Origin of the sequence: Sphingomonas sp. UV9, from assembly GCF_004101245.1 — a bacterium.
In the GTDB taxonomy this organism is placed as follows: domain Bacteria; phylum Pseudomonadota; class Alphaproteobacteria; order Sphingomonadales; family Sphingomonadaceae; genus Sphingomonas.
Map to the genome: position 1 here is coordinate 64263 of NZ_SCIN01000005.1, position 25163 is coordinate 89425.

The window sequence follows — 25163 nt, forward strand, 5'->3', positions numbered from 1 at the left end:
GATATCCGAAACGCTGCCTCATGTAACTCTTTGGCCGTTCACGGTCAGCGTTCCGCTGATCTTGGAGCCACTGAGATCGACCTTGCCTCGGATGGTATTGACCCCGATAAACTGCCCCCGCGGGTGACCGGTCGCCTGCATGCCCTGCACCATCGTGCAATTTCGGTAGATCGCTGCCGTCGACCACGGCAGCGTCCCCCTGACGGCACGAAATCTGCAGCGGTCGAACAGGATGTTCTGGCTGCTCGAAAGATCGGCGATCGGCCGATCGATGTTTGCTGCCGTGGAAACGCCGGCATTTGTCGTCTTGCCCTTGGTGACGCCGGCCGGATCGTCGGTAAAAGTGCAATTGACGAACTGCGTGGCGCGGGTTGCGTCGGGATCGCCATAGGCGCGGACCAGGCCGCCAACGAAATTACAGTCCTTGAAGCGGAACAGCGGCTTGGAAGGCCATGCCGACCAACTGGTGGTGCCAACGAACGTACATCCCGTGAAGCGCACGTCGGCGCTGTCGCCGGAATCGGCGACCATCCCGCATCCCAGATTGTCGGCGAAGCGGCACTGGTCGAAGCCGATGTCACGGATCCCCTTGCCGCCCTCGGCCTCGATATCGAAACCGGCGCCGGGCGCGCTACGCACTTTGCCACGCCCGGTCCGCGTGAAACTGCAGCGCGAGAAGCGATAGCCGGTCCCGCCGACCAGACTGCAGCCCTGTCGACCATTGCTGTCCGACACCACGTCGGTGATCGTTCGCGTCGAATTCGGCAGCGGATCGACGGCACCATCGATCCCCATCCCGTCAAGCGGATGCCCGATGAGCCGCATGCGTTCGATGGTCTCGCCGCCCCGGTTGTTGATCAGTTGCAAGCCGTACGCCGGGATTTGCCAGCCGACGTCGCCGAACTTTCCTCCCAGCACTACGGCGTCGCCAGGCCCGATCAGCGCGAAGTCCGAAACCGCAACCGATCCGCTACATCCTTCGATCTGGATCATCGCTTGGTAGGGGGTCGCCAACCCGTCGCCCAGATACGGCATCGGATGATCCGCGCGCGCGCCGCGTTCGTCGAAAACCCCGTAGCGCAGGCCGGTCTTGCACAGAAGACGCGCGCCATTCCCCAGCAGCGACAAGGGGCGCGTGCAATTTTTGAAGAGCAGCAGTTGATGGGCCGGAAACATGTACTTGCGGCTGATTTGCAGCCCCTGCTGGCCGACCAGGTACGTCGTTCGCCGAAATACGACGGTACCACCGCCATACCGGCTCACCGCATCCGACAGATCCGCCATCGCCATGCTGTCGTCCGCTATGCCGTCGCCTTTGGCGCCAAACTCCTCAGGCGTAAAAATCCGATCGCCGCGCGCAGGGGTGCTGCCACGCGCAGAGGCTGGCGTACCGCAGGTCGCCGACGCGGACGCGCCGCACGTCAGAGCCAGCCCCATCACCAGAAACGTCCGCCGATCAGTGTCGATATCCAGCATCCGATACACTCGCCCTAGCCACGCCTACACGCTGGGCGCTCTAACCGCCGATATGGGAAACGGGTCAATGCCAATCGCACCATTGCGGGTTATATCGGCGACATCTAACGCTCGCCCCATCGCCATCGCCGTTGCCCCCATCAAGGCCGTTACCCACCAAGGCAATCCGGAAATTGGCCGAGAGGTGATGATGTGCATAAGGCGGTAGATTTCATCAATGACTAGAACGCTGGCTTTGGCATTGATGAGCGTGCTCAACATCGCCTCCACTCTGGCCTTTCAGTGGGTCGTCTTGACGATGATCGGACCGGGTCGCGAAACGGATGCGCTGTTTGCGGCGATGACGCTTCCGCAGATTTTTGCGTCCGTCATAAGCGCATCGCTCGCAAATGTGCTCACGCCAATCCTGGCGGGCGAGACCGACGATGTTCAGCGCCGTGATTGCTGGACGCTGTTGATTTTAAGCGGTGCCGGATTTTTGGGTGTCGCCATCACGCTCGAACTGACCTCGGCCTGGTGGACACCGCTGACCGTTCCCGGCTTCAGCAAAACTCATCAGGAACTGACGGTACATCTCGCTCGGGTCAGCCTGATCGGCATCGTCTTTACCGGCATGAACTCAGTCCAGACTGCGCTGGCCTTCGCGCGACACCGCTATATTCGCGTCGATGCGATTGCCGCCTTGGCCAATGTCGTTGCTGTCGGAACGCTTATACTGTTCATTCCTTACTATGGCGTAGAGGCTGCGGTATGGATCGGCACTGGTAGACTGTGCCTGCAGACGGTGCTCTTGCTGCCAGGCATGGGGCGGGCATCGCTGCCCGACTTTCGTCAACCGATCATCAGACTTGCATGGCGTCGCCTGAAGCCACTTCTGATCGGCGCGAGCTATTACAAGATGGACCCGCTCGTCGACCGTTTCCTTCTCTCGGCACTCCCCGCCGGATCACTGTCTCTACTGTATCTGGCACAGCAACTTTATGGCGCGGCCAGTCAGGTTCTGGTGAAAGCGGTCGGCGTACCGGTCATCACCCAGCTCTCGGTTCTATCAAAATCAGATAACGAACCAGCCTTCTACTTGGTCTTGCGCCGAACCTTTATCGTGATGGGTGGAATCGGTATTGCGGCCGTGCTCGCTCTAATAGTGGTTGGCCAGCCACTACTTGCCGCGGCAATCCAGTTTGGTCGCTTCGGCGCGAAAGACAGCCAGACTCTGTGGCTGCTGCTTGTCCTGACGAGCGGTATGTTCGTCGCCGGCAGTCTGGGATCGCTGGTTTCTGGCGCCTTTTACGCGCGTGGCGACACCCGGACACCAACGCTGTTGGGATCGCTCTCGTTCACGCTCGCCATCGGAGTAAAGGTCCTGATGTTCTGGCTGTACGGGCTGGTCGGCGTCGCCATTGCCATTTCGCTCTACTATCTCATGTCGCTTGTCATGCTAACCGTGCCTCTCTATCGACGCGGTCTTAACCAGCGGCGCGTGCTGTAGCTGGCAAAGGATTACAGACATTGGCTTTGGAGACGATTTCCTGCCCGCTCGGCTGTCAGGGGCCGGATGATTTTGTCGTACAGGGCCATGATCGCCAGCACGGCCTTCCGGGCGAGTTCACGGTGGTTCGCTGTCGGACCTGCGGGCTTGCGCGCACTTCGCCGCGGCCGACGCCGGAGAGCATGGGCGACTATTATCCGGATGATTACGGCCCGTATGTCGGGACCCGCATCTCTGCCGATGCCGCAGCCCAGACCGGGCTCAAGGCGCGCGCGCTGGCTGCGGCAAAGACGCTGTTCGATACCAAGGCACATAGCCTCCCCGATCTCCCCGTCGGACGGATGCTGGAATTCGGCTGCGCATCGGGGAATTTTCTCAAGCTGATGGCGGACCGCAGCTGGGACGTCGAAGGGGTCGAATTCTCACCCGAAGCCGCTGAAGCAGCGCGCGCGCTCGGCTTCCCGGTTGAGATCGGCGCGTTGGAGGGCATCGAGAAGGCCGAGAATTCCTACGACCTAGTGGTCGGCTGGATGGTCGTCGAGCATCTTCACGACCCTGTCGGGGGACTGCGCAAGCTTGCTCGCTGGACCAAACCCGGGGGGCAACTCGCCGTATCGGTGCCCGACAGCGGCGCGGCCGAAGCGCGCCTGTTCGGCAAGCGCTGGTACGCGCTGCAATTACCCAATCACCTTTTCCACTTCGACGCGAGCAGCATCACCAAGGTCATGGCGGCGTCGGGGTGGCGCGTGACGCGGATCCAGCGCCATCGGACGATGTCCAACCTGATCGCGAGCGCAGGCTATTGGCTCGAGGACAAGGGCTGGCTGCGCGTGGGGAAGGCCTTGAAGGACTTTCCCGAACGCGGCGGCCGGATCGGCGCCCTCGCGCTGTTCCCCGTGTCCTATGTCATGGCCAGCCTCAACCAAACCGGGCGAATGACGGTCTGGGCTGAGCGTATCGGAGAGTGAAAGTTGCAGCGTTCACCGGCGGTCGCGACGTTCCGAGCGCCCGGTTTCGCGTGCGGCAATACATCAAACCGCTTGCCGATCTCGGGATCGCGATCACCGAGATGCCGACATCGACGTCGGTCTATCCCCCTGCTGCGAACTGGCAGCGGCCAGGCTGGGCGGCCAAGCGCCTCGCCGAACTCGGCTGGCAGGCGATCCGCTCGCACGGCTTCGACCGGGTGCTGCTGCAGCGCGAGATGCTGTCGTCGCTCGCGACGCTTGAAGGGCTGACCAAGCGACCGCGCCTGCTGGACGTCGACGATGCGATCCATCTGCTTCGCGATGGTCGATTTGCCCGGCGGATCGCGGAGGCTTGCGACCGGGTGATCTGCGGCAATGCGTGGCTGGCCGACGTCTATAGTGGCTGGGCGCGCGATGTGGCGATCTTGCCGACCGGCGTCGATGCCGACCGGTATCATCCTGTCGAAAAGACGCAGACCGACCGCCTGGTCATTGGCTGGATCGGCACGGCTGCGAATTTCCCGTATCTCGAGTCGATCGAGCCTGTCTTGAAGATCATTCTGGCGCGCCACGCCGATGTCGACGTCCGTATCGTCAGCAACGCGTCCCCGGCCTTCCCGAATATCGATCCATCGCGGTGGAGTTTCGGCAAATGGTCCGAACCCCGTGAAGTTGCGGAGATACAGGCAACCGACATCGGAATAATGCCGCTGGCTGATACCGATTGGGCGCGTGGCAAATGCAGCTTCAAGATGTTGCAATACATGGCGTGTGGAAAACCGGTCGTGGTCTCTCCTATCGGTATGAATGCCGACGTCCTCGCGATGGATGCACTAGGCATCGGCGCACGAGGTATCGATGAGTGGGTTGACGCGATCGACCTGCTCGTTGCATCGCACACGGAACGATCTCGCCTAGGACGGGGAGGACGCGCAGTCGTTGAACGAGCGTTCTCGCTATCAATACTCGCACCGCAACTCGCCCACCATTTGCGTGACGTCTAGGGGGAAATTGGCGTGAAATTGCGGCAGGATATTCAGGCGTTGCGCGGCATTGCCGTGCTGATGGTCGTCATTTATCACGCACGGCTGGGATTATTGCCGGCCGGATATCTTGGTGTCGACATATTCTTCGTAATTTCCGGTTTTCTGATAACCTCGATGATCAGCACGCAGATCGATCAGAAAAGGTTCAAATTCACCGAATTCTACTTTCGCCGGGCAAAGCGGCTCCTTCCTGCCGCCTATACGACGTTCACGATCACCGCACTGATCTCCGTGGTCCTTCTGACCAGTGTGGAGTTTCGTCAATTTGCGCAGCAGCTCCTGGGTGCCGTCACATTTACCGCCAATTTCGTACTCATGCAGCAAGGGTCGTATTTCGGCGGAGACGCGGATCTGAAACCACTGCTCCACACCTGGTCACTGTCGATCGAGGAGCAGTATTATCTGCTGATGCCGGCAATCCTGTTCTTTACGCCACGCCGAATGTGGCTTGGCGTCGTGGCGGCTGCCCTGGTGTTATCGGCAATTGCCTGCATCGTGATCGGATTGTGGCGGCCGCAGATCGCGTTCTACTTTTTCCCGACGCGGGCTTGGGAGCTTGCCATCGGATCGATCGGCGCCCTGATACTCCATCGCGCCTGGATCTTGCGCCCGGTGAAATGGCTGTTCTGGCCTGCCATCGCAACGCTGATCGTTCTGCCGATTCATCCGATCGGCGGGTTGCACCCGGGTGCGGACGCGGCGCTGGCGTGCCTCGCGACACTCGTCGTCATTCTGCGCCATCATCCGCTCACCGACCGACAGGTCGTACGGCCGATCGCCTTCGTCGGCGACTTTTCTTACTCGCTCTACCTAATCCATTGGCCGCTGTTCGCCTTCGCGATGAATGTCTGGGTGCAGACGCCGCCAACGTGGTTGAAGCTGTTGCTGATCGGTGTCTCACTTGTCCTCGCCTGGCTTCAGTATCGCTTCGTCGAGTATCCGATCCACAAGGCGCCTATTCGTTTTGGCTGGCCGCGGGTAGGCGCGGCCCTGGCGATTTCCGCGTCGGTCGTTGCCGTACCCTATGTGGCGATCGCCATGGGAGCGGCACCCGTACGCTATGCCGAAGACCGGCGGGGCAACACCGGACTGGGTGCCGGCTGCGTTTCAGACACCAGCTATGCCGCCAGATCCGGCTGCAGCACCGGGTCCCCACCGACGCTGCTGGTCTGGGGCGATTCCTATGCCATGCACCTGATCCCCGGCATCGTTGCGACGCGTCTGCCGGGGCAAGCCGTGGTCCAAGCGACGAAATACGTCTGTGGCCCGCTGATCGGCGTAGCACCGGTCGGCCATTTTACCGGATCGACGCAGAACGCGGCCTGGGCGAAAGGCTGTCTGACCTATAACAACGATGTCCTGGCGTATGTCCGCAACACGCCATCGATCCGCACGGTCGCCGTCGCAAGCGTCTTCAAACAATATCTTACGCCTGCGGAGTTCCACCTTATGCGTGGTAGCCCGACCACCGAACGCGAGCAGGCCGGTTCGGAGGCGGCCGCGATTGCCGGACTTGGCAATACCATCCGGGCAATACGAGCGATGGGACGCCGCGTCGTCGTCATCGCACCGCCGCCTGCGCTCGATTGGGACGCCGGGCTGTGCGCCGAACGACTTTTGCGCGGTCTGCCGACCTTGGGGCATTATGCCGACTGCGCCGTCCCCGACCGCGAATATCACGCGTACCGGGCGCCTGTGCTGCACTTCCTGCAACGTGTGCGCACGCAACTCGATGTCGATGTGATCATGCTCGACGATGCGCTGCGCGTCGGAGCGGGGTATCCCGCGATCGCTGACGGCAGGATCGTCTATATTGCGAATGGTCATTTGTCCTATTGGGGCTCCGAATATGTCGCGCGCCGTATGCAGCTTGCGCGCCAGATCGATGTCCGAGCTCGGTGACGGCGTCGCACGACAAGGATTTCCGCGTGCTGCATGTCATCACCGGACTGGGCGGCGGCGGTGCGGAAGCGGCCCTGTTCCGCCTAGCCACAGCCATGCCCGATCCTACCCGGGTGCATGTCGTCAGCCTTACCGGTGACGGCCTGTACGCCTCCCGGTTACGCAACATCGGCGTTCCGGTAACGACGCTTGGCGCCGGATCGGCATTGTCTCTGCTGCGGAGTATCCCCGCGCTGATTCGCATATTGCGAAGTTCCGGTGCCGATATCGTCCAGACATGGATGTATCATGCCGATCTGATCGGCGGTATCGCCGCACGGATCGGCGGACGTCCGGTTTGCTGGGGTGTCCGCGCGGCGAGCTTCGATCCGACGCGCAACAAGAAATCAACGCTGATGGTGGCGCGGATCTGTGCGCGACTGTCGCGGTTGATCCCTGCCGCGGTCGTCTCTCCCAGCCAGGCGGCCATCGTCCTGCACCGATCGATGGGCTATGCGGGGCGGTTCGAACTGATCCCGAACGGCTATGATTTCGCAGCCCTGCGGCCCGATGCCGAGGCCGGCGCGAGCTTCCGGATCGCCACCGGCGTTCCTGCAACCGCGCGCGTCATAGGCCATCTTGCCCGGGCCGATCCGCTGAAGGACCACCCTTCCCTTCTGAAGGCCTTCGCGATCGTTGCCGACGATCGACCCGACGTCTGGCTGTTGATGGCTGGCGCCGGACTGGAACGCGGCGAACCCTATCTCGACACGCTGCTGGCCGGCCACCCCTTCGCCGATCGGATCGTCGGTGTCGGGCGCCGCGACGATATCCGTGCGGTGATGAACGCGATGGATGTCTTCGTGCTGAGCTCCGCAGGGGAAGCCTTTCCCAATGTCGTCGCCGAAGCGATGGCGTGCGCGGTACCGTGTGTCGTCACCGATGTCGGCGATGCCGCGTTGATCGTCGACGGCACCGGGTGGGTGGTGCCGCCCCTGGCGCCCGACAGGCTTGCACAGGCGCTGGGCGTAGCGATCGACGAACCGTCCTTCGATCGTGCGCGGCGCGGAGAGCAAGCGCGGATCAGCGTGCTCGGCAGGTTCGGACTCGACCGCATGGCAGCCGCCTATCGCGCGCTCTGGCATGAAATTGCGCGCGTGCGCGTGGAAGCTTCGCTAGGAACCTGACGATGTGCGGTATTGCTGGAGCATGGGCGAAAGACCCGAAGGATTCGCTGGGCGACGCGTTGCGTCCGATGGCATCGGCCATATCCCACCGCGGTCCGGACGATGGCGGGATCTGGACGGATCCGGAACATGGGATCACGTTGCTGCATCGCCGCCTGGCGATCGTCGACCTGTCGCCGGCGGGACATCAACCCATGGCGTCGCCAAGCGGCGCGCTGATGATCGTCTACAACGGCGAAATCTACAATCACGACGAGTTGCGCGGCAAGCTGGCCCGGCAGGGTTTGGCGCCGCAGTGGCGCGGTCACTCCGACACCGAGACCTTGCTGGCGTGCATCGAATCCTGGGGTGTCGAGCGAACGTTACGCGAAGCAGTCGGCATGTTCGCCTTTGGCCTGTGGGATCGGACGAAGCGCACGCTGACGCTGGCGCGCGATCGGTTCGGCGAGAAACCGCTATATTATGGCCGGCAGGGGGACCAATTCCTCTTTGGATCGGAACTCAAGGCGTTGGCCGCGCATCCCGCGTTCGAGCGCCGGATCAATCACGATGCGGTCGCGCAGCTGCTCCGCTACAATTACGTCGCGGGACCCCAGTCGATCTGGTCGGGCGTTCGCAAATTGCCGCCCGGAACGCTGTTGACGCTGCGCTCGGTCGACGATCGCGACGCTGTCCCCATAGCCTATTGGTCTCTGGTCGACACCGCACTCAACGGGATCGCGAACCCGCTCGACCTCGACGACGGTGCCGCGACCGATCACCTCGAAGCTGTGCTGAAAAAGGCAGTCTGCGGTCAGATGATGGCCGATGTGCCGCTGGGCGCGCTTCTGTCGGGGGGCGTCGATTCCTCACTGATCGTCGCGTTGATGCAGTCCCAGTCGACGCGCCCGGTGCGGACTTTCAGCATTGGCTTCCACGAAAAGCGGTTCGATGAATCCGGCCACGCCGCGCTCGTCGCCGCGCATCTGGGCACCGACCATAGCACGCTGATGATGACTGCGGACGATGTCCTCAATGCCGTGCCGCGGATGCCTGACATCTACGACGAACCCTTTGCGGACAGCTCGCAATTGCCGACGACGCTGGTCATGGCGCTTGCGCGCGAACACGTGACCGTAGCGCTCAGCGGCGATGCGGGTGACGAGCTGTTCGGGGGCTATAACCGATATTTGTTTGCGCCAAAGTTATGGAAATCGCTTCGCTTGGTGCCCGCGCCACTGCGATCGATCGTAGCGCAAATAATGACCAAGGCGTTGTCGCTCAACGGCGGTTCGCTGTCGCACGCGCTCGATCGCCTGCCGATCCATTCGAATCTGGGGGACAAGGCGTACAAGCTCGCCGCCCGCCTAGGTCCGGTTCGATCGATCGACGATCTCTATGCGTCGATGCTGGCCGAATGGGGCCTTGCCGACGTTCCCGTCTTGAGCGGGTCTTCGTATCACGCGCTGATCGACGATCGCGGCGCTTGGCCTGCCATCGCGGATCCGGTCGCGCGGATGATGGCCATAGATTCCGTCAGCTATCTTCCGGACGACATACTCGTGAAGGTGGACCGCGCCGCAATGGCGGCATCCCTCGAGACACGCGCCCCATTTCTGGATCATCGCGTTGTTGAGGCGGCTTGGACGCTGCCCATGCATCAGAAGTTGCGCGATGGCCGCGGGAAATGGGTGCTCCGCGAAATCCTCGACCGCTACGTTCCGCGCACGCTGATCGAGCGGCCAAAAATGGGCTTTGGCGTGCCGATCAACGACTGGCTGCGCGGTCCGTTGAAAGGCTGGGCTTCGGACTTGCTCTCCGAAGACCGTCTCCGGCGACAGGGGCTGCTCGACGCGGAGATCGTCGGGCATCAATGGCGCGACCATCTGTCGGGACGGCGACAGCTCGGCAGCCGGCTGTGGAGTGTGTTGATGCTCCAGGCTTGGCTCGACCGCCAGGGTATGTAACTGCCCCGGTACGGTGTAGCAGGCACGCGGATGAACCGGTTCTTGCAGCACAAGGGTGCTTTTGCGGGTAGTCGTGTGCCTCCATCGAAGCGGTAGACTGCAGGAGTTATTTTATGCGCGTTCTCGTTACCGGCGCGGCCGGGTTTATCGGCTTCAACGTCAGCCGCCATCTGCTCGCACGCGGCGATACGGTGCTCGGCATCGACAGCCTCAACGACTATTACGACGTCACGCTGAAGCATGCGCGCCTTGCCGAGCTCGACAAGCTGGGTGACGGCTTTGCGTTCAAGCAGGTCGATTTCTCCGATCACGTCGCGCTCGAGGCCGCGCTCGACGGCGAACACTTCGACCGGATCGTCCATCTCGGCGCGCAGGCCGGCGTGCGCTATTCGATCGAGAATCCGCGCGCCTATCTGCAGGCCAATCTCGCCGGGCATCTCAACATGATCGAGGTCGCCCGGCACCGGAAGGTCGAGCATATGGTCTATGCCTCGTCCTCGTCGGTCTATGGCGGCAACGACACGCTGCCGTTCCGCGTCGAGGACCGCGTCGACCAGCCGCTGTCGTTGTATGCCGCCACCAAGAAGGCGGACGAGCTGATGAGCGAGACCTACGCACATCTGTACCGGATCCCGCTGACGGGCTTACGCTTCTTCACCGTCTATGGCCCTTGGGGGCGCCCCGACATGGCGATGTGGCTGTTCACCAAAGCGATCCTCGAAGGCCGGCCGATCGACGTGTTCGGCGAGGGCCAGATGCGCCGCGACTTCACCTATATCGACGACATCGTCGCCGGCATCGTCGCCTGCGTCGACAACCCGCCCGCGGACGACGGCGCGCTGAAAGCAGGCGGCAGCGTCAGCCCGCACCGGATCTACAATATCGGCAACAGCCAGTCGGAAGATCTCGGCGAGATGATTTCACTGATCGAACAGGCCTGTGGTCGCCCCGCCGAGCGGCGCCTGCTGCCGATGCAGCCCGGCGACGTGCGCGATACCTTTGCCGACATCAGCGCGATCCAGCGCGACCTGGGTTTCGCGCCGCGCACCACCATCGCCGACGGCGTGCCGCGTTTCGTACAATGGTATCGCGAGTATCACGGACTCTGAGGCCGCGGACGGGCAGAATCGATTGCGCAAACACGCGCCGGATACTATCGATTCGGCGACGATGCGGGCAATTTACCTCGGTAGAGACGGATGGGTACTTGGTCGCGAGTACCTGTAGTCGCGGTTGCGTGTCGAAGATTTCCAATACCGTGATGTCGCGGTGATTTTTCGTGACAATGCAACCTATTCCGGTTTATGGGGTTCGCAATGTTAGGTTCTCTGAATCCTAAAAGGGGATGACGGCGTGAAATTGAAGTGTCTTTATACGGCTATGGCGGCACTTTCGCTCGTCGCAGCGCCGACCATCGCAGCCGCGGCACCCGTTGCCACGCCGCTGACCCAGCCCGCGGCCGAGACGGTCGATGGCGACAACGCGCTTGCCGGTGGCGGCTTCCTGATTGCTGCGCTCGCAGTCGTCGCGCTCGGCCTCGGCGTCTATGTCGCTGCAGATTCGGACGATTCGCCCAACAGCCCGTAAGCCTTCCCGGCTTCCGGTGGAAAAACGGCTCGGATGGTATCGCCATTCCGGGCTTTTTTCTTGTCTACATGTCCGACGATCACGATCGATGCTCTTGGTGAATGTCAGGCTTGCCGTGATCGGGGCGCTCGCGATCAGCATGGCCGGCCCGGCGAATTGTCGGCCGCAAGCCTTGCCCTCCCGCAGTCCTATCGTGGTCGCTCCGGATCTGCCGCGCGGCACCCCTCTACCTGTCTCGACCATGCCTGTCTCGACCATACCGGTCTCGAGCATCGCAGGCCGGGACGACGACGCACGGGTTGCCCGGATCGCGTTTCGTCTTGCACGCGCCGGTCGGAGGCATTGCCCGGAGCTGGAGCCCGATTTCGGCCTCGTCCTTCAGCATCTGTCGCAATTCGAGTTGGGCGATCGTCCCGGGATGATTGCCGGACACGCGCTCGATCGCGGCCCCGGGGTGATCGTCGTCGTCCCCGGCAGCCCTGCCGCGACCGCCGGACTTCGCCCCGGCGACGTGCTGCTGGCGATTGACGGCAACGCCCTTCCTGCGGAAACCGCGCTATCGGTGCCGTTCGATGCGGCACGCGCGCATGCCCGGGCCGATATGGTCCTGGATATGCTGACGCACACCGGAACCGGCGTTTCGACGATCTCGTTGTGGCGCGATGGCGTGGTATCCACCGTCGGGATGGCGCCCCTGCCCGCCTGTCCGTCGCGCGTACACCTCGCACGGTCGAACCAGCGCAATGCCTATGCCGATGGCCGGCACGTCTTCCTCACCACCGGCCTGCTGGCGAGGCTGCGGACCGACGACGAACTGGCCTTCGTCATCGCGCACGAGATGGCGCACAATATCCTCCACCATGCGACGATCATGCGCGGCAGCGACGTGAAGCACGGCCTGGGGCGCACGCTGGGGCGCAGCGGTCGAATCGTGCGCGAGACCGAGCGAGCGGCGGATGCGCGCGCCGGCGACCTGATGATCGACGCCGGATTCGACCCCGTCGCGGGTGCCGGGGTGCTCGACCGTCTGGGCGGGAGCGGTCTGGGTATCGACCTGTTTGCCGCGCATGATTCCGCCGCGTCCCGCATCGCCGCCATGCGCGGTGTCGTCGACGCCCGTCGCGTCCGATGAACCACCGCGATTTCTACCAGGTCCTGGGTATCGCCCGCGATGCTACGCCCGCCGATATCCGTGCGGCCTTCGTCCGGCTCGCCAAGCATCATCACCCGGATTATGCCCGTCCGGAGGAGCTCCATAGCGCAGGCGATCTTCCGGGGCGTCTGCACGAGGTGCAACAGGCCTATCGATGCCTGTCCAACGCCACGGCCCGTGCGGCGCACGACCGGGTTCTGGCGGACAATGAGCGGCTTCACCTCGCGCGGCAACGCAACGTGCAGCGCCGGCTTCGACGCTATGACGGACGCCACCCTTACCCTCAGCCGCGACCGCCGTTGCGGCACTATCGCTGGCTTCATTGGCGATCGTTGCTGGTCGCGACAGTGAGCGTGGTGATCGTCGTGCGCGCACTCAACCTGGTCGGCTGATCATTTCGCGCCGAACCCGGTGACCATGATCCCGACGGTGCGAAGCGCGATCAACAGATCGAGCCACGACGAGAAGAACTTGATGTAATAGAAATCATAGTGGAGCTTGACGTGGACGTCGTCGAGCCCGGCGACATGCCCCTGGTTGACCTGCGCCCAGCCAGTGATCCCCGGCCGGACGATATGGCGATAGGCGTAAAAGGGCAGCTCGCTTTCATACCAGGTCGATAGCGTCACGGCCTCGGGTCGCGGCCCGATCCAGCTCATCTCGCCGCGCAAGATGTTGATGATCTGCGGCAGTTCGTCGATCCGCGACCGACGCAGAAAACGCCCTATATCGGTAATGCGATCGTCGGCATCACGGGTTATGGCCGAGTGACGCGCTGCGTCGTCACCGGTCGTCGCCGCCTGTTCTACCATCGTCCGGAACTTGATCATGTCGAAGGGTATGCCGCGATATCCCATCCGGCGCTGACGGAACAGGATGGGCCCCGGCGAACTCGCTCGCACCAGAAGCGCGACAACGATCAGCGGCAGCATCAGGATCGGCAGCAACACGATGCTCGCGACGATGTCGATCGTCCGCTTTACCCCGCGATAGCCGAGAGCCGGCAACAACGACCCGAAGCTGTTCTCCGAAAGATGCTCGATCTGAACGCGCCCCGTCAGCGACTCACGTAGTTGTTTGGTGTGATAGACAGGTATGCCAGCAAGCGCAGCTTGGGCCAGCATTCTCTCCCATTCGGGCGAATGGTCGGAGCGCAAGTCGACGACAATTGATGCATCAGGATCGTCCGGAACAACGGGTTCGGCCAATCTGACCCAATCAACGTCCGGCGTGTCACCAACAATTCCGGTCTTGCCGGCTGGGACATAATACATGCGCCTAGGTGCAGCACGCTGATTGAAATATCTTAAAAGGAATGTCACGCCTACCGAAGCAGCGTATCCAGCAACTAGCATAGAGCCACTATAACTTACACGTGATACTAGTAACCCGGCCGCTGCAAAGCCAAAAGTCGTCGAAAAAGCTGGCAATATAAAACCGAACGCACGTGCTCCTGGATATATCGTCATACGACGAAAAACGAGTAGCGCAACTATCGCAGCGACCAACGATGTAAGCTGAGTATTTACCGTGCTTGGCAAGTTCAAAGACAAGCTGCCAGATGCTATTAAAGGGGACACGAGCGGTACGAAATACGCAGCCAAAGCTACCGTCAAAAGCGGCTTCAGCAATCGAACGTCTGTATGGCTCGCTCGCGTCGTTCTCCCGTGATCACTTCGTAGCAACAAAATGCCATCCTACATCTAGCACACGTCACAACTCATATTTTCGTCAAGAGCTGAGGCTAAATCAGCCAGCATGTCGGGCAACCAGCGCACTATGCCGGACGCCAGCCAAGGGCAAGCCTCCGAAATTTACAATAATTATTGGCTTATGGCCAGCTGCAGGCGACCGGGTCGAAAATGGTCTTGGTTGCTGCAAACGCTTTGTGGCAGGTTTCGCAGACCAGCTCAGGCACATGCTATCCACGCAAGTGCAAAACAGTTTTCCATGTCCGAGGTGACGCCCCTCTCTATCCAGCAGCGCGGCTTTGGTATCAATCGATTTTCCTGGTATGTCTTGCGGAATCTAAAGCCCCCCTTGTCAAGTATGTTCGTCGCCTCCGATGATGCGGCTTCATAACCGATATTATTTTGGTCGACGTCTTGATCGGGGTGATGGTAGCAGACCGGTAACGATGCGTGTCGCGTTGTATGTACCGGGGGGTTTTAAATGGTTGGTAAGCTTGCGCCGTGGCCGATGCGGTCGCGCTTGGTGTCGTTCGCGCTCGGGAGCAGCGTTCTCGCGATCGTCGCGAGTGCCTCGCCCGCCTCCGCGCAGTGCGCGCCCGACCCGACCAGCATCAACGGAACCACGACCTGCAGCGGCGTCGACAGCGACGGCCTGAACGTTCCGACCAGCGGCACCCGCGTCATCGTCCAGCCGGGTGCGACCGTATTCGCCGGCAGCAACGCGGCGGGCATTGCGACCTCCGGCAGCAGTTCGACCCTGACGATCGGCGGCAGCGTCGTCGGTGGCAACCGGCCGGGCGTCAGCGTCACGAACGCCAATTCCTATTACGGCTATCTGGGACCGTGCGATCCCTATGCCGGCGCGACCGTCACCGTGTGCGGGAGCCCTTACGGCTATGTCTATCCCTCGAACGCGACGGCGATCGGTATCGACGCAGCCGGCGTGGTCAGCGGCAGTTCGGCGATCCGGTTGCAGGCCAATCCCAACAACAGCGCAGGCACGCTGACCGCGACGATCGTCAATGCGGGCACGCTGAGCGGCAGCGCCGGCGCAGCGCTGGTCGCCGATACCGGGGCCTATTTCACGCAGATCACCAATCAGGCCGGGGGCACGATCGGCGGGATTTCCGGCGTGTCGCGGACGATCGTCAACGCAGGAACGATCAATGGGGGCATCATCGCCGGCACCCCGATCGGTTTCGCGCCGGGCACCGTCATCACCAATTCCGGCGCGATCAATGGCGGCATCTCCGCGGTGATCCAGTCGATCGCCAACACCGGCTCGATCGATGGCGGTTCGGGTTCCGCGATCGGGGCGAATACCACCTCCGCACAATATGTCTCGATCGCCAATAGCGGGCAGATCGTGTCGAACGGCAGCGCCGCCACGTTCACGACGCCGGGATACGCCTTCATCCAGAATAGCGGCTCGATCGTAAATGCGGGCAGCGGCAGCGCAATCGAGGTAGGCAACAGCCTGACGCTGACCAATGCCGCGGGCGCGACGATCGGCAGCGCAGGCCCGGTCGCGATCCGCGCCGGCGTCCTCAGCCTGACCAATGCCGGCACCATCAACGGGTCGGTCGTGTCGACCGGCACCGCCAACCAATACGGCATGGTCGACATCACCGCCGGCACCATCAACGGCGACCTGTTGCTCGGCGCGAGCAACGACACCGTCGCCGCGCGGTTCGACATCGCCGCTGGCCGGATCGCCGGCGTCAGCGGCACGATCGACGCAGGGACCGGGATCGATACGCTCGACCTGTCGATCGGCGGTGACGCGACGCTCGGCGCCGGTACGATCTCCGCCAGTTTCGAGCGGCTCGGGCTCGACCTGACCGACGCCACGGTGACGCTCGCCAACGGCATTCAACTGCCCAACGGCGTGTCGGCGACCGGCACCGGCACGCTCGTCAACGACGCGACGCTGGCGACCACGGGCCAGGCGATCATCACGTCCGCCGGCTATCCCGGCACTTTGTCGGTGGTGAACACCGGATCGATCACCGCGAACCTCGCCAACAGCTACGGCTCGGCCGTGTCGGTCAATATCGGCGCCCTGACGAACAGCGGCACGATCACCGCGGTGGGTGGCAGCGGCGTCAGCGTCACCAATTATGACGGGACCGCGCTGACCAACACCGGCACGATCACCGCATCGGGCTTCGGCGCACTCGTCTATTCGGGGCCGCTGGTGAACAGCGGCACGATCCGCTCGACCGGCAACATCGGCGCGATCATCAACGGTTCGCAGTCGAACGCCACGCCGTCGACCAACAGCGGCCTGATCCAGGGCGCGACCAGCGGCGTGTCGCTGTCGTTCGGGCGCTTCGTCAATACCGGCACCATCATCGGCGGAGCTACCGGCACCGGAACGGGCGTCGACATCACCTATTACGGTATCGTCGACAACCAGGCGGGCGGGACGATCACCGGCGCGACCGGCATCAGCGGGCGCAACGGCTATAACAGCATCGTGCTGAACGCCGGGACGATCAACGGCGGTATCAACTTCGCGAGCGGATCGACCTACGATCAGTCGCCCGATATTTTCGTCGACACGGGCGGCGTGGTGAACGGCGCGGTCCGGCTCGGCGGAGGCGACGACCAGTTCGTCACCGACCTCGTGCAGCCGTCCGAGCGAGCACTCGGTGGCGCAACCGGGGGAGTCGATGGCGGCGACGGGTATGACAGCATCGTCTACCGCGTCGGTGCCGATGCGACGGCGCAGATCGCGCGTCCGTCGGGTTTCGAGGGGGTCGGTTACGAGCTGGCGAACGATGCGGCGCTGACGCTGACCGCGGCAAGCCCGCTGGCGAACACGCTGATGCTGTCGGGCGTCGGCAAGGTCGATCTGACCGCGGACATCACCGCGGCGGACCGAACGCTGATCGACATGACCGCGCCGACCGTCGCGCAACGGATCGGCGACCCGGATGCGGCGGCGACTGCGCTCGACGTGGTCAGCCGCGGCACGCTGACGGCCTCCACCACCGGCGATGGATATTACTATAGCCAGACCTATGCGGTGAACGCAGGCGAAAGCCGGTTCGAGAATGCCGGGACGATCAACGTCACGGGCTTCGCATCCGATTATTATTACTCCTACGCACCGCTGGCGATCGTCGGGAACGGCACCGTGGTCAATTCGGGGACGATCAACCTCGCAGGTCCGTCCTACGGCATCAGCGCGCCGACGGTCGTCAATTCCGGCACCATTCTGGGCGCGATCGGCGCGCAGACGTACGGCGTGGTTGGCGCGCAATCGGTCCAGAACAGCGGCAGCATCGTCACCGACGGTGCGGCGATCACGGGCGCCTATTACGCCCCCAGCCAGATCATCAACACCGGGCTGATCGAGAGCCGCCAGGATACCGCGCTGTTCGTCTACGAGGGCTCCGACATCCTCAACGATAGCAGCGGCGTCATCCGTGGCGCATCGCAGGCGATCACCGCGTACGGCAGCACCATCGTCAACCGCGGTACGATCGTCGGCGACGTCTATCTCGGCAGCTACCCCGGTTACAGCATGTCCAGCTATACCGCCGACGGTGGCACGCTGGCCGGCGACCTGGCGTTCGGCGAAGGCGACGACGTCTTCGTCCAGACCGGTGCGGCGACCGGGATCAGCGGCGTGATCGATGGTGGCGACGGAACGAATGCCGTGATCCTGCAGCGTAGCGGTGCCGGCAGCTTTACCGGCGCGACCAACTTCGCGACGCTGGCGGTGAACGCCGGCACCTGGACGCTGACCGGCGCACAGACTTATGCGGGCGGCACTACCATCGCCGCGGGCGCGACCGCGATCGGCAGCGGCGCGGTGCTGAACGGCGCCTTTGCCAATGCCGGTGCGCTGGTGTTCGACCAGTCCATCGACAGCGGCTTTAGCGGTACGATCACCGGCATCGGCAGCGTGACGAAGGCCGGCACCGGCACGCTCACGCTGGGCACGCAAACCTATACCGGTGCGACCAACGTGACCGGTGGCACGCTTGCGCTGACCGGAACGCTGGCCAGCACGACCTACGACGTCGCGACCGGCGCGACGCTGACCAGTGGCAACGCGGCGACGATCGCCTCGACCGTATCGGCGCTGTCAGTCCGTAACGCCGGCACGATCGAGAGCACGCGCGGCGCGGCGATCGCGCTGGGGCTTGGCGACGACCTGATCGTCAATGCCGGGCGGATCGTCGGTGCCAACGGCATCGCGATCGACATGGGTGCGGGCAACGACACGCTCGCGCTGATGCCAGGCTCGACGATCGTCGGTCGCGTCGATGGCGGTGCAGGCACCGACCAGGTGATGCTGGGCGGAACGGGAACCGGCAGCTTTGCCGGCGCGGTCAATTTCGAGCGGCTGAACGTCGCCTCGGGTAACTGGACGCTGAGCACCGCGTCGAGCTTCGCGAACGGCACCGGCATCGCTGCAGGCGCGACGCTGACGGGCACCACGACGACGCTCACCGGCGGGATCGCCAATGCCGGCACGCTGCGTATCGACCAAGCGAGCAACGGCGCCTTCGCCGCGACGCTGACCGGTACGGGCGCGCTGGTGAAGGCGGGCACCGGCAACGTGACGATCGGCAACCAGCTCGGCTTTACCGGCACGACCAGCGTCCAGGGCGGTCGCCTCACGCTTGCCGGCACGCTGCCGTCCGCGGTGACGGTCCAGTCAGGCGGTACGCTCGCGGGCAATGGCACGATCGCCGGCGCAACGATCGCCAGCGGCGGGACGATCGCACCGGGCAACAGTATCGGTACGATCGCGATCGCGGGCAATTTCGTCCAGCAGGCGGGCTCGACCTATGCGGCCGAGATCGACGCGGCGGGTCGGTCAGACCTGATCGCGGTCGGTGGCACCGCAACGCTGCAGCCCGGCGCGCAACTGGCGCTGTCGGGTACCGCCGGCGGGATCGGCACCCGCTACACCGTGCTGACCGCCGCAGGCGGGATTTCGGGCAGCTATACCGTCCTCCAGCCGATCGGCACGGTCGCCGGCACCGAGGTCCGTCTCGCCAATACCGGCACGACGCTGTTCGTCGACGTCGCCCGCAGCGGGGCCGGTCTGGTCGCGCTGGCGGGCACCGGCACGGCCAACCAGCGTGCGGTCGCCCCTGCCTTCGCCGCGCTGGGCGTCGGCAACGCTGCCTATCGCGCACTGACGTTGATCCCCGACAACGCGACCGTCACGCGCGCATTCGACCTGCTGTCGGGCGAGGTCCACGCCTCGTTGCGGACCGCGATGGTCCGCGATGCGCAGTTCGTGCAGGGCACCGTCCTGGCGCGCACACTGGCGAACCAGCCGAGCGGCCTGTGGGGTACGCTGCTCGCCAACAGCGGCGACGACGATGGCGGCCGCAATGCCGGCGCAGTCGATCGCAACACGCTGGGTGGCGTCGGCGGGTTCGATATCGATCTGGACGGTGCGGGTGCCGGCCGTGTCGGCATCGCCGGAGGCTATACGCGTACCAAGGCGTCGATCGACGCGCGCGCCAGCGATGCGAAGGCAAAGACGGTGCATCTGCTCGGCTATGCGGGGGGCGCCTATGGCGCGATCCGCATCCGCGCCGGGCTCGGCTATGCCTGGTCGAACGCGCGCACCGACCGGTTCGTGGCGTTCCCCGGCTTCGGCGATCGCCTGCGCGGAGACTATGACGGCAACAGCGCGCACAGCTTTGCCGAAGCAGGCTATGCGCTGCCGCTCGGGGGCGGCACCCTCCAGCCGTTCGGAGGACTCCAGGCGTTCCGGATCCACACCGACGGGTTCACCGAGACGGGTGGCACGACCGCATTGACGCTTGCCAAGCGGACCGAGTCCTTCGCCTTCGCGACCGCCGGCCTGCGGTTCGACACACCGATCGTTGAGGGTCTGTCGGCCCGCGGCGTGACCGCATGGCAGCGCCGCATCGACGGTAGCGCACCGACCAGCGCGGCGCGGTTCGCGACCGGCAACACGACGTTCGACATCGCCGGCGCACCGCTGTCGCGCGATGCGATGACCGCCGGACTCGACCTCGTCTGGGCACCGGCCGCGAACATCCGGATCACATCGAGCTACGCCGGCCTGATCGGCAGCCAGGGCGAGGACAGCAGCTTCAAGCTGTCCGCCAGCATCGGCTTCTGATCCCGGAGGCTTATCGTGATCCTGTGGTGTACCGCCCCCGATCCGCCGATGATTTCGGCGGATCGGGGGCGGTACACGACTAGCGCAACCTCGCGAGATCGTCCCGTGGGCCCTTATTCCGCGATGGCGTTGAGGATCGCGCGGCCATAGGCGGTCTTGCTGAAGCGCTCGCCGGCCGCGCGGGCCTGGTCGATCGTGATGAAGCCCTGCTGGTAGGCAATCTCTTCCAGACAGGCGACCTGGATGCCCTGGCGGTTCTGGAGCGTGCGGACGAACTCCGAGGCTTCCAGCAGGCTGTCGTGGGTGCCTGTGTCGAGCCAGGCATAGCCGCGGCCCATCTGTTCGACGAACAGGTCTCCGGCGTCCATGTAGAGGCGGTTGAGATCGGTGATCTCGAGTTCGCCGCGCGGCGACGGCTTGAGGTCGCGGGCAAATTGAACGACGCGATTGTCGTAGAAATACAGGCCGGTGACCGCATGGTGCGACTTGGGCTTTGCCGGCTTTTCCTCGAGGCTGATCGCCTTGCCGCCTTCGCCGAACTCGACCACGCCGTAGCGCTCGGGATCCTCGACGCGGTAGCTGAACACCGTGGCGCCGCCCTTGCGTGCGACCGCGCTCGCCAGCAGGTCGGTCAGATGCGCGCCGAAGAAGATGTTGTCGCCGAGCACCAGCGCGACGTCGTCGTCACCGATGAAGTCCGCGCCGATCGTGAAGGCCTGCGCGAGGCCCTCGGGTTTGGGCTGTTCGGCATAGGTAATCGCCAGGCCGAACGCCGACCCATCCTCGAACAGCCGACGATAATTGTCGATATATTCGGGGCTCGAGATGATCAGGATGTCGCGGATGCCGGCGAGCATCAGCACCGACAGCGGGTAATAGATCATCGGCTTGTCGTAGACCGGCAGCAGCTGCTTGTTCACGGCGAGCGTCGCCGGATGGAGCCGCGTGCCCGAGCCGCCTGCGAGAATGATACCCTTCATTGGGAGATGTCCTTCTTGGGGGCCCCGAGCAATTCGTCGAGGATGTTGCCGAGCGCGGTCTGCCACGCCGGTGGATGGATGCCGTAGTCGCGCGTGATCGCGTCGTGGCTGAGCAGCGAATTGGCGGGCCGCGTCGCCGGCGTTGGATAGTCGGCGGTGGTGATGCCCTGCACTTCGGCGCTGGCACCACCGCGTGCGGCACTCTGTGCGAAGATCTCGCGGGCAAAGCCTGCCCAGGTGACCGCGCCGGCGTTGCTGAAATGATAGGTGCCGGTGGGGGCGGCGGGGTCCTCGACGAGACGCATCGTGATCGTCGCGAGCGCGGCAGCGAGATCGGTCGCCGAGGTCGGGCTGCCATGCTGGTCGTCGACGACGCGGAGTGTCGGGTTGGTCGCGCCGACGCGCAGCATCGTCTTGATGAAGTTGTTGCCGTGCGCGCTGACCACCCAGGCGGTCCGGACGATCGCGTGGCGTGCGCCCGAGGTGCGGACGGCGAGCTCGCCCCCGAGCTTGGACGCGCCATAGACGCCGAGCGGTGCGACCGGATCGTTTACGTCCCAGGCGCCATCGCGTGCGCCGTCGAAGACATAGTCGGTCGACACCTGGACGATCGGGATACCGGCCTTCGCGCACGCCTCCGCAAACGCCGCGGGCGCCATCGCGTTGACCGCCCAGGCGGTGACGATGTCGCTCTCGGCCTTGTCGACCGCGGTATAGGCACCGGCCGAGATCACCGCAGCCCAAGGCTGAGACGCGACCATCGCGGCAATCGCTGCGGTATCGCGCAGGTCGAGCTCGTCGATATCGATCGCGGTCACCGCCCAGCCATCCGGCCAGGCATAGCGCTTCAGCTCGGTGCCGAGCTGGCCGTTCCCGCCGGTGACGAGGACGTGTTTCACGCCGCCAGCCTGAGCGCCATCGCTCATACCGAGAGCCCACGGCGCTGGTCAGCCTTGTGCTCGGCGACGATCGCTTCCCACCAGCCCTGATTGTCGAGATACCAGGCGACGGTCTTCTCGATTCCCGTCTCGAACGTCTCGGTCGGCTCCCAGCCGAGCTCGTCCTTGATACGGGTTGCGTCGATCGCATAGCGCTTGTCGTGACCCGGACGGTCGGCGACATAGGTGATCTGCGTCGCGTAGGACTGGCCATCGGCGCGCGGGCGCAACCGGTCGAGGATCGTGCAGACGGTCTTTACGACCTCGAGGTTCTGCTTCTCGTTGTTCCCGCCGACATTATAGGTCCGGCCGGGCTCGCCCTTTTCGAACACCGCGTGCAGCGCGCGGACGTGATCCTCGACGAACAGCCAGTCACGGACCTGATCGCCCTTGCCGTAGACCGGAAGGTCGGCACCAGCGAGCGCCTTGACGATCATCAGCGGGATCAGCTTTTCGGGGAAGTGATACGGCCCGTAATTGTTCGAGCAATTGGTGATCAGCACCGGCAGCCCGAAGGTGTGACCCCAAGCGCTGACGAGATGGTCCGAGCCCGCCTTCGACGCCGAATAGGGTGAGCGCGGGTCGTACGGCGTGTCCTCGGTGAACAGCCCGGTATCGCCGAGCGACCCGTACACCTCGTCGGTCGAGATATGGTGGAAACGGAACGCTGCCTTCGCCTCGTCGTCGAGCCCGAGCCAATAGGCGCGCGCTTCGCTCAGCATCGTGAAGGTGCCGACGACGTTGGTCTGGACGAACGCGCCGGGACCGTCGATCGAGCGATCGACGTGGCTTTCGGCCGCGAGATGCGTGACGATCTCGGGCTTGAACTCGGCGATCGCCGCCTTGACGGCGTCCGCGTCGCAGATGTCGCCCTGGACGAAGCGGTAGCGGTTCGAACTCGCGACGCGCTCGACGGTCGACAATGTGCCGGCATAGGTCAGCTTGTCGAAGTTGAGGACCTCATGGTCGGTGTTTTCGATCAAGTGGCGGACGAGCGCCGAACCGATGAAACCGGCCCCGCCGGTGACGAAAATGCGCATGGGTCTGTCCTTCAGACGAGCGGGCCGAGCGGGCGGCCGTCATAGGGGAATGGGCTGTCGAAATCGGCGAGTAGCGGCTGAACCTGATCCTTGGCCGAAAGTTCGGGGACAGTGCCAGCCTGGATAGGCCAGTCAATGCCGATCGCAGGGTCATCCCAGCGGATACCGCCATCGGCATCGGGCGCGTAGGTGTCGGAGCATTTATAGGTCACTTCGCAATCGGGCTCGAGCGTCACGAAGCCGTGCGCGAAACCAATCGGGATGAAGAGCTGGTGGCCATTCTCGGCGGACAATTCGGCACCGACCCATTGCCCATAGGTCGGCGAGCCCTTGCGGATATCGACCGCGACATCGAAGATCCGGCCGCGGATGCAGCGTACCAGCTTGTCCTGCCCACGTGGGGGAGTCTGGAAATGCAGGCCGCGCAGGGTGAATGCGGGGACCGACAGCGAGTGGTTGTCCTGCACGAAGGTGCAGGTGATGCCCAGCTTGGCGAACGCCTCGACGTTGTAGGTTTCGGTAAACCAGCCGCGGGTATCACCGTGGCGCCTGGGGCGGATCAATTGAACGCAAGACATGGGCAGGCGACATAGCCCTGCACTCGGCCAGGGGCAATCGGGCGAACGGCTCGGCTTCGCAGCGCGCCGTTCGCCCTCGATGACTAGGCGACCCGACGCACCCGCACCAGATATTGCATGATCATGAACCGGCCCAGCATGCCGAAGCTCAGCGCATTGAGCAGGCCCTTTTTCCTGCCAAGATACCCACCGACGCTTTCGAGCTTCAGTCCCGATTTCGTCATCATCTCGACCGCACTGGCCTTGGTGAACCAGCGCAGATGCGTGCGATCGAGCAGCCCTGCATCCTGCAATTCATACCGGCCGCGAAGAACCAGCGGCATGACCAGGCTATGATGATTGACGTTCGGGATGCTCGCGACGACGACCCCGTTGAGTGCCAGCCCCTTGTGGAGTTCCTCGACCGTCGACCATGGATCTCGCAGATGCTCGAGCACGTCGAGGCACAGGATCGTGTCGAACGGACCATGATCTTCGAGAAGCTTGCGCAGGAAGGTCGGGTCTTCGAGATTCCCGCTGACCGCCACGTCGACGCCGTCTGCGGTATCTCCAGCGACCAGATCCGCGACTACCACGAACGTCGCGCCGCGCGTGCGCTTCAGTGCGGCGCCGGTCGCACCGACCCCGCCCCCGAGATCGAGCACGCGTCCGGCCGGCTCCGGAACGATGTCGAACACGTCGCTCCGAACGTGTTTATGGTATTGATCTACAGCCTCGACCATCGTCGCACTCCCGTTTACCGGGCGGCAGTATCGGATAGCATGCCACAACGCAATCACCTGCCGTAGCGGCATATGATTGCATAGTTCATCCCTAACCGGGCAGCAGTATGAATATCACCTTTTGAAACATACGCACATATTTAACAGTATATTTATGAAATACGCGTGCTTTGTTTCCAATTTTATTGCTTACCTAGAAATACAAATATTTTATATTTTGCCTAAGTTCGAATTTATAGTTTAGAAAATCCATATTATCGGCATGGAATTCGGAATGCGCCGGCCATATCCGACGCGACACGCTTTGAACCGATCGAGCATCGCGCTTGTCTGCAACGCCCTTTCGCGTCAAAG

At 63.5% G+C, this 25163-nt stretch carries 18 protein-coding genes; 11 read left to right on the forward strand and 7 right to left on the reverse strand.

Going from position 1 to position 25163, the window contains the following annotated elements; all coding sequences use genetic code 11:
* Positions 1-18 precede the first annotated feature (18 nt).
* Positions 19-1476 carry a right-handed parallel beta-helix repeat-containing protein gene (locus tag EQZ23_RS18555; protein WP_128455950.1) on the reverse strand — a complete coding sequence of 486 codons (1458 nt, stop codon included), beginning with the start codon at positions 1474-1476 and terminating at the stop codon, positions 19-21.
* 217 nt (positions 1477-1693) lie between these two features.
* On the opposite strand from EQZ23_RS18555, the gene EQZ23_RS18560 reads away from it, so the two are divergent.
* From EQZ23_RS18560 to EQZ23_RS18605, 10 genes are all read left to right on the forward strand, one after another.
* Positions 1694-2965 (forward strand): lipid II flippase MurJ, encoded by a 1272-nt coding sequence (locus EQZ23_RS18560; protein ID WP_128455951.1) that lies wholly within the window; start codon positions 1694-1696, stop codon positions 2963-2965.
* 20 nt (positions 2966-2985) lie between these two features.
* Positions 2986-3933 carry a class I SAM-dependent methyltransferase gene (locus EQZ23_RS18565; RefSeq protein ID WP_128455952.1) on the forward strand — a complete coding sequence of 316 codons (948 nt, stop codon included), beginning with the start codon at positions 2986-2988 and terminating at the stop codon, positions 3931-3933.
* A complete protein-coding gene (locus EQZ23_RS18570) occupies positions 3930-4937 on the forward strand; it encodes a glycosyltransferase family 4 protein (protein WP_128455953.1) in 1008 nt (335 codons plus the stop codon). The genes EQZ23_RS18565 and EQZ23_RS18570 overlap by 4 nt, the downstream gene beginning before the upstream one ends.
* Positions 4938-4949: 12 nt before the next feature.
* Positions 4950-6881, forward strand: coding sequence for an acyltransferase family protein (locus EQZ23_RS18575; protein WP_128455954.1), 1932 nt, complete (start codon positions 4950-4952; stop codon positions 6879-6881).
* Positions 6878-8047, forward strand: a complete 1170-nt coding sequence (locus tag EQZ23_RS18580; protein ID WP_128455955.1) for a glycosyltransferase — start codon at positions 6878-6880, stop codon at positions 8045-8047. The genes EQZ23_RS18575 and EQZ23_RS18580 overlap by 4 nt, the downstream gene beginning before the upstream one ends.
* Positions 8048-8049: 2 nt before the next feature.
* Positions 8050-9993 carry an asparagine synthase (glutamine-hydrolyzing) gene (gene asnB, locus EQZ23_RS18585; RefSeq protein ID WP_128455956.1) on the forward strand — a complete coding sequence of 648 codons (1944 nt, stop codon included), beginning with the start codon at positions 8050-8052 and terminating at the stop codon, positions 9991-9993.
* Between the two features lie 113 nt (positions 9994-10106).
* Complete coding sequence (locus tag EQZ23_RS18590; protein ID WP_128455957.1) at positions 10107-11102, forward strand: NAD-dependent epimerase/dehydratase family protein; 996 nt, start codon at positions 10107-10109, stop codon at positions 11100-11102.
* Between the two features lie 271 nt (positions 11103-11373).
* Positions 11374-11580 carry a hypothetical protein gene (locus tag EQZ23_RS18595; RefSeq protein WP_128455958.1) on the forward strand — a complete coding sequence of 69 codons (207 nt, stop codon included), beginning with the start codon at positions 11374-11376 and terminating at the stop codon, positions 11578-11580.
* Positions 11581-11998: 418 nt separating this feature from the next.
* Complete coding sequence (locus EQZ23_RS19970) at positions 11999-12712, forward strand: M48 family metalloprotease (protein ID WP_164913516.1); 714 nt, start codon at positions 11999-12001, stop codon at positions 12710-12712.
* Positions 12709-13125, forward strand: a complete 417-nt coding sequence (locus tag EQZ23_RS18605) for a DnaJ domain-containing protein (protein WP_128455960.1) — start codon at positions 12709-12711, stop codon at positions 13123-13125. Before EQZ23_RS19970 ends, EQZ23_RS18605 begins: the two co-directional genes overlap by 4 nt.
* Here EQZ23_RS18605 and EQZ23_RS20405 read toward each other — a convergent pair whose 3' ends face one another.
* Positions 13126-13857, reverse strand: coding sequence for a sugar transferase (locus EQZ23_RS20405; protein ID WP_240663684.1), 732 nt, complete (start codon positions 13855-13857; stop codon positions 13126-13128).
* 1048 nt (positions 13858-14905) lie between these two features.
* Here EQZ23_RS20405 and EQZ23_RS18615 point away from each other — a divergent pair.
* Positions 14906-20551 (forward strand): autotransporter domain-containing protein, encoded by a 5646-nt coding sequence (locus tag EQZ23_RS18615; RefSeq protein ID WP_128455962.1) that lies wholly within the window; start codon positions 14906-14908, stop codon positions 20549-20551.
* Positions 20552-20664: 113 nt separating this feature from the next.
* Here EQZ23_RS18615 and rfbA read toward each other — a convergent pair whose 3' ends face one another.
* The 5 genes from rfbA to EQZ23_RS18640 all read right to left on the reverse strand — a co-directional run bounded on the left by rfbA (position 20665) and on the right by EQZ23_RS18640 (position 24764).
* Positions 20665-21531, reverse strand: a complete 867-nt coding sequence (gene rfbA / locus EQZ23_RS18620) for a glucose-1-phosphate thymidylyltransferase RfbA (RefSeq protein ID WP_128455963.1) — start codon at positions 21529-21531, stop codon at positions 20665-20667.
* Positions 21528-22457: a dTDP-4-dehydrorhamnose reductase gene (gene rfbD / locus EQZ23_RS18625; RefSeq protein WP_206364319.1), complete on the reverse strand. Its 930-nt coding sequence runs from the start codon at positions 22455-22457 to the stop codon at positions 21528-21530. Before rfbD ends, rfbA begins: the two co-directional genes overlap by 4 nt.
* The gene (rfbB, locus tag EQZ23_RS18630; protein ID WP_128455964.1) at positions 22454-23509 is read right to left on the reverse strand and encodes a dTDP-glucose 4,6-dehydratase; all 1056 of its coding nucleotides are present in this window, start codon (positions 23507-23509) and stop codon (positions 22454-22456) included. Before rfbB ends, rfbD begins: the two co-directional genes overlap by 4 nt.
* Before the next feature lie 11 nt (positions 23510-23520).
* Entirely contained in the window at positions 23521-24087 is a 567-nt protein-coding gene (gene rfbC, locus EQZ23_RS18635) for a dTDP-4-dehydrorhamnose 3,5-epimerase (RefSeq protein WP_128455965.1), read from the reverse strand.
* Between the two features lie 83 nt (positions 24088-24170).
* On the reverse strand, positions 24171-24764 hold the full coding sequence (locus tag EQZ23_RS18640) for a methyltransferase domain-containing protein (protein ID WP_164913517.1): 594 nt from the start codon (positions 24762-24764) through the stop codon (positions 24171-24173).
* Positions 24765-25163 lie beyond the last annotated feature (399 nt).

Excerpts from the sequence above, each read along its gene's own strand:
- EQZ23_RS18605 (WP_128455960.1), top strand. The coding sequence starts at position 12,709 with ATGAACCACCGCGATTTCTACCAGGTCCTGGGTATCGCCCGCGATGCT.
- rfbB (WP_128455964.1), bottom strand. The coding sequence starts at position 23,509 with ATGCGCATTTTCGTCACCGGCGGGGCCGGTTTCATCGGTTCGGCGCTC.
- EQZ23_RS18555 (WP_128455950.1), bottom strand. The coding sequence starts at position 1,476 with ATGCTGGATATCGACACTGATCGGCGGACGTTTCTGGTGATGGGGCTG.
- EQZ23_RS18560 (WP_128455951.1), top strand. The coding sequence starts at position 1,694 with ATGACTAGAACGCTGGCTTTGGCATTGATGAGCGTGCTCAACATCGCC.
- EQZ23_RS20405 (WP_240663684.1), bottom strand. The coding sequence starts at position 13,857 with ATGCTGGCCCAAGCTGCGCTTGCTGGCATACCTGTCTATCACACCAAA.
- rfbD (WP_206364319.1), bottom strand. The coding sequence starts at position 22,457 with ATGAGCGATGGCGCTCAGGCTGGCGGCGTGAAACACGTCCTCGTCACC.
- rfbC (WP_128455965.1), bottom strand. The coding sequence starts at position 24,087 with ATGTCTTGCGTTCAATTGATCCGCCCCAGGCGCCACGGTGATACCCGC.
- EQZ23_RS18595 (WP_128455958.1), top strand. The coding sequence starts at position 11,374 with ATGGCGGCACTTTCGCTCGTCGCAGCGCCGACCATCGCAGCCGCGGCA.
- asnB (WP_128455956.1), top strand. The coding sequence starts at position 8,050 with ATGTGCGGTATTGCTGGAGCATGGGCGAAAGACCCGAAGGATTCGCTG.
- EQZ23_RS18590 (WP_128455957.1), top strand. The coding sequence starts at position 10,107 with ATGCGCGTTCTCGTTACCGGCGCGGCCGGGTTTATCGGCTTCAACGTC.
- EQZ23_RS19970 (WP_164913516.1), top strand. The coding sequence starts at position 11,999 with ATGATTGCCGGACACGCGCTCGATCGCGGCCCCGGGGTGATCGTCGTC.
- EQZ23_RS18615 (WP_128455962.1), top strand. The coding sequence starts at position 14,906 with ATGGTTGGTAAGCTTGCGCCGTGGCCGATGCGGTCGCGCTTGGTGTCG.
- rfbA (WP_128455963.1), bottom strand. The coding sequence starts at position 21,531 with ATGAAGGGTATCATTCTCGCAGGCGGCTCGGGCACGCGGCTCCATCCG.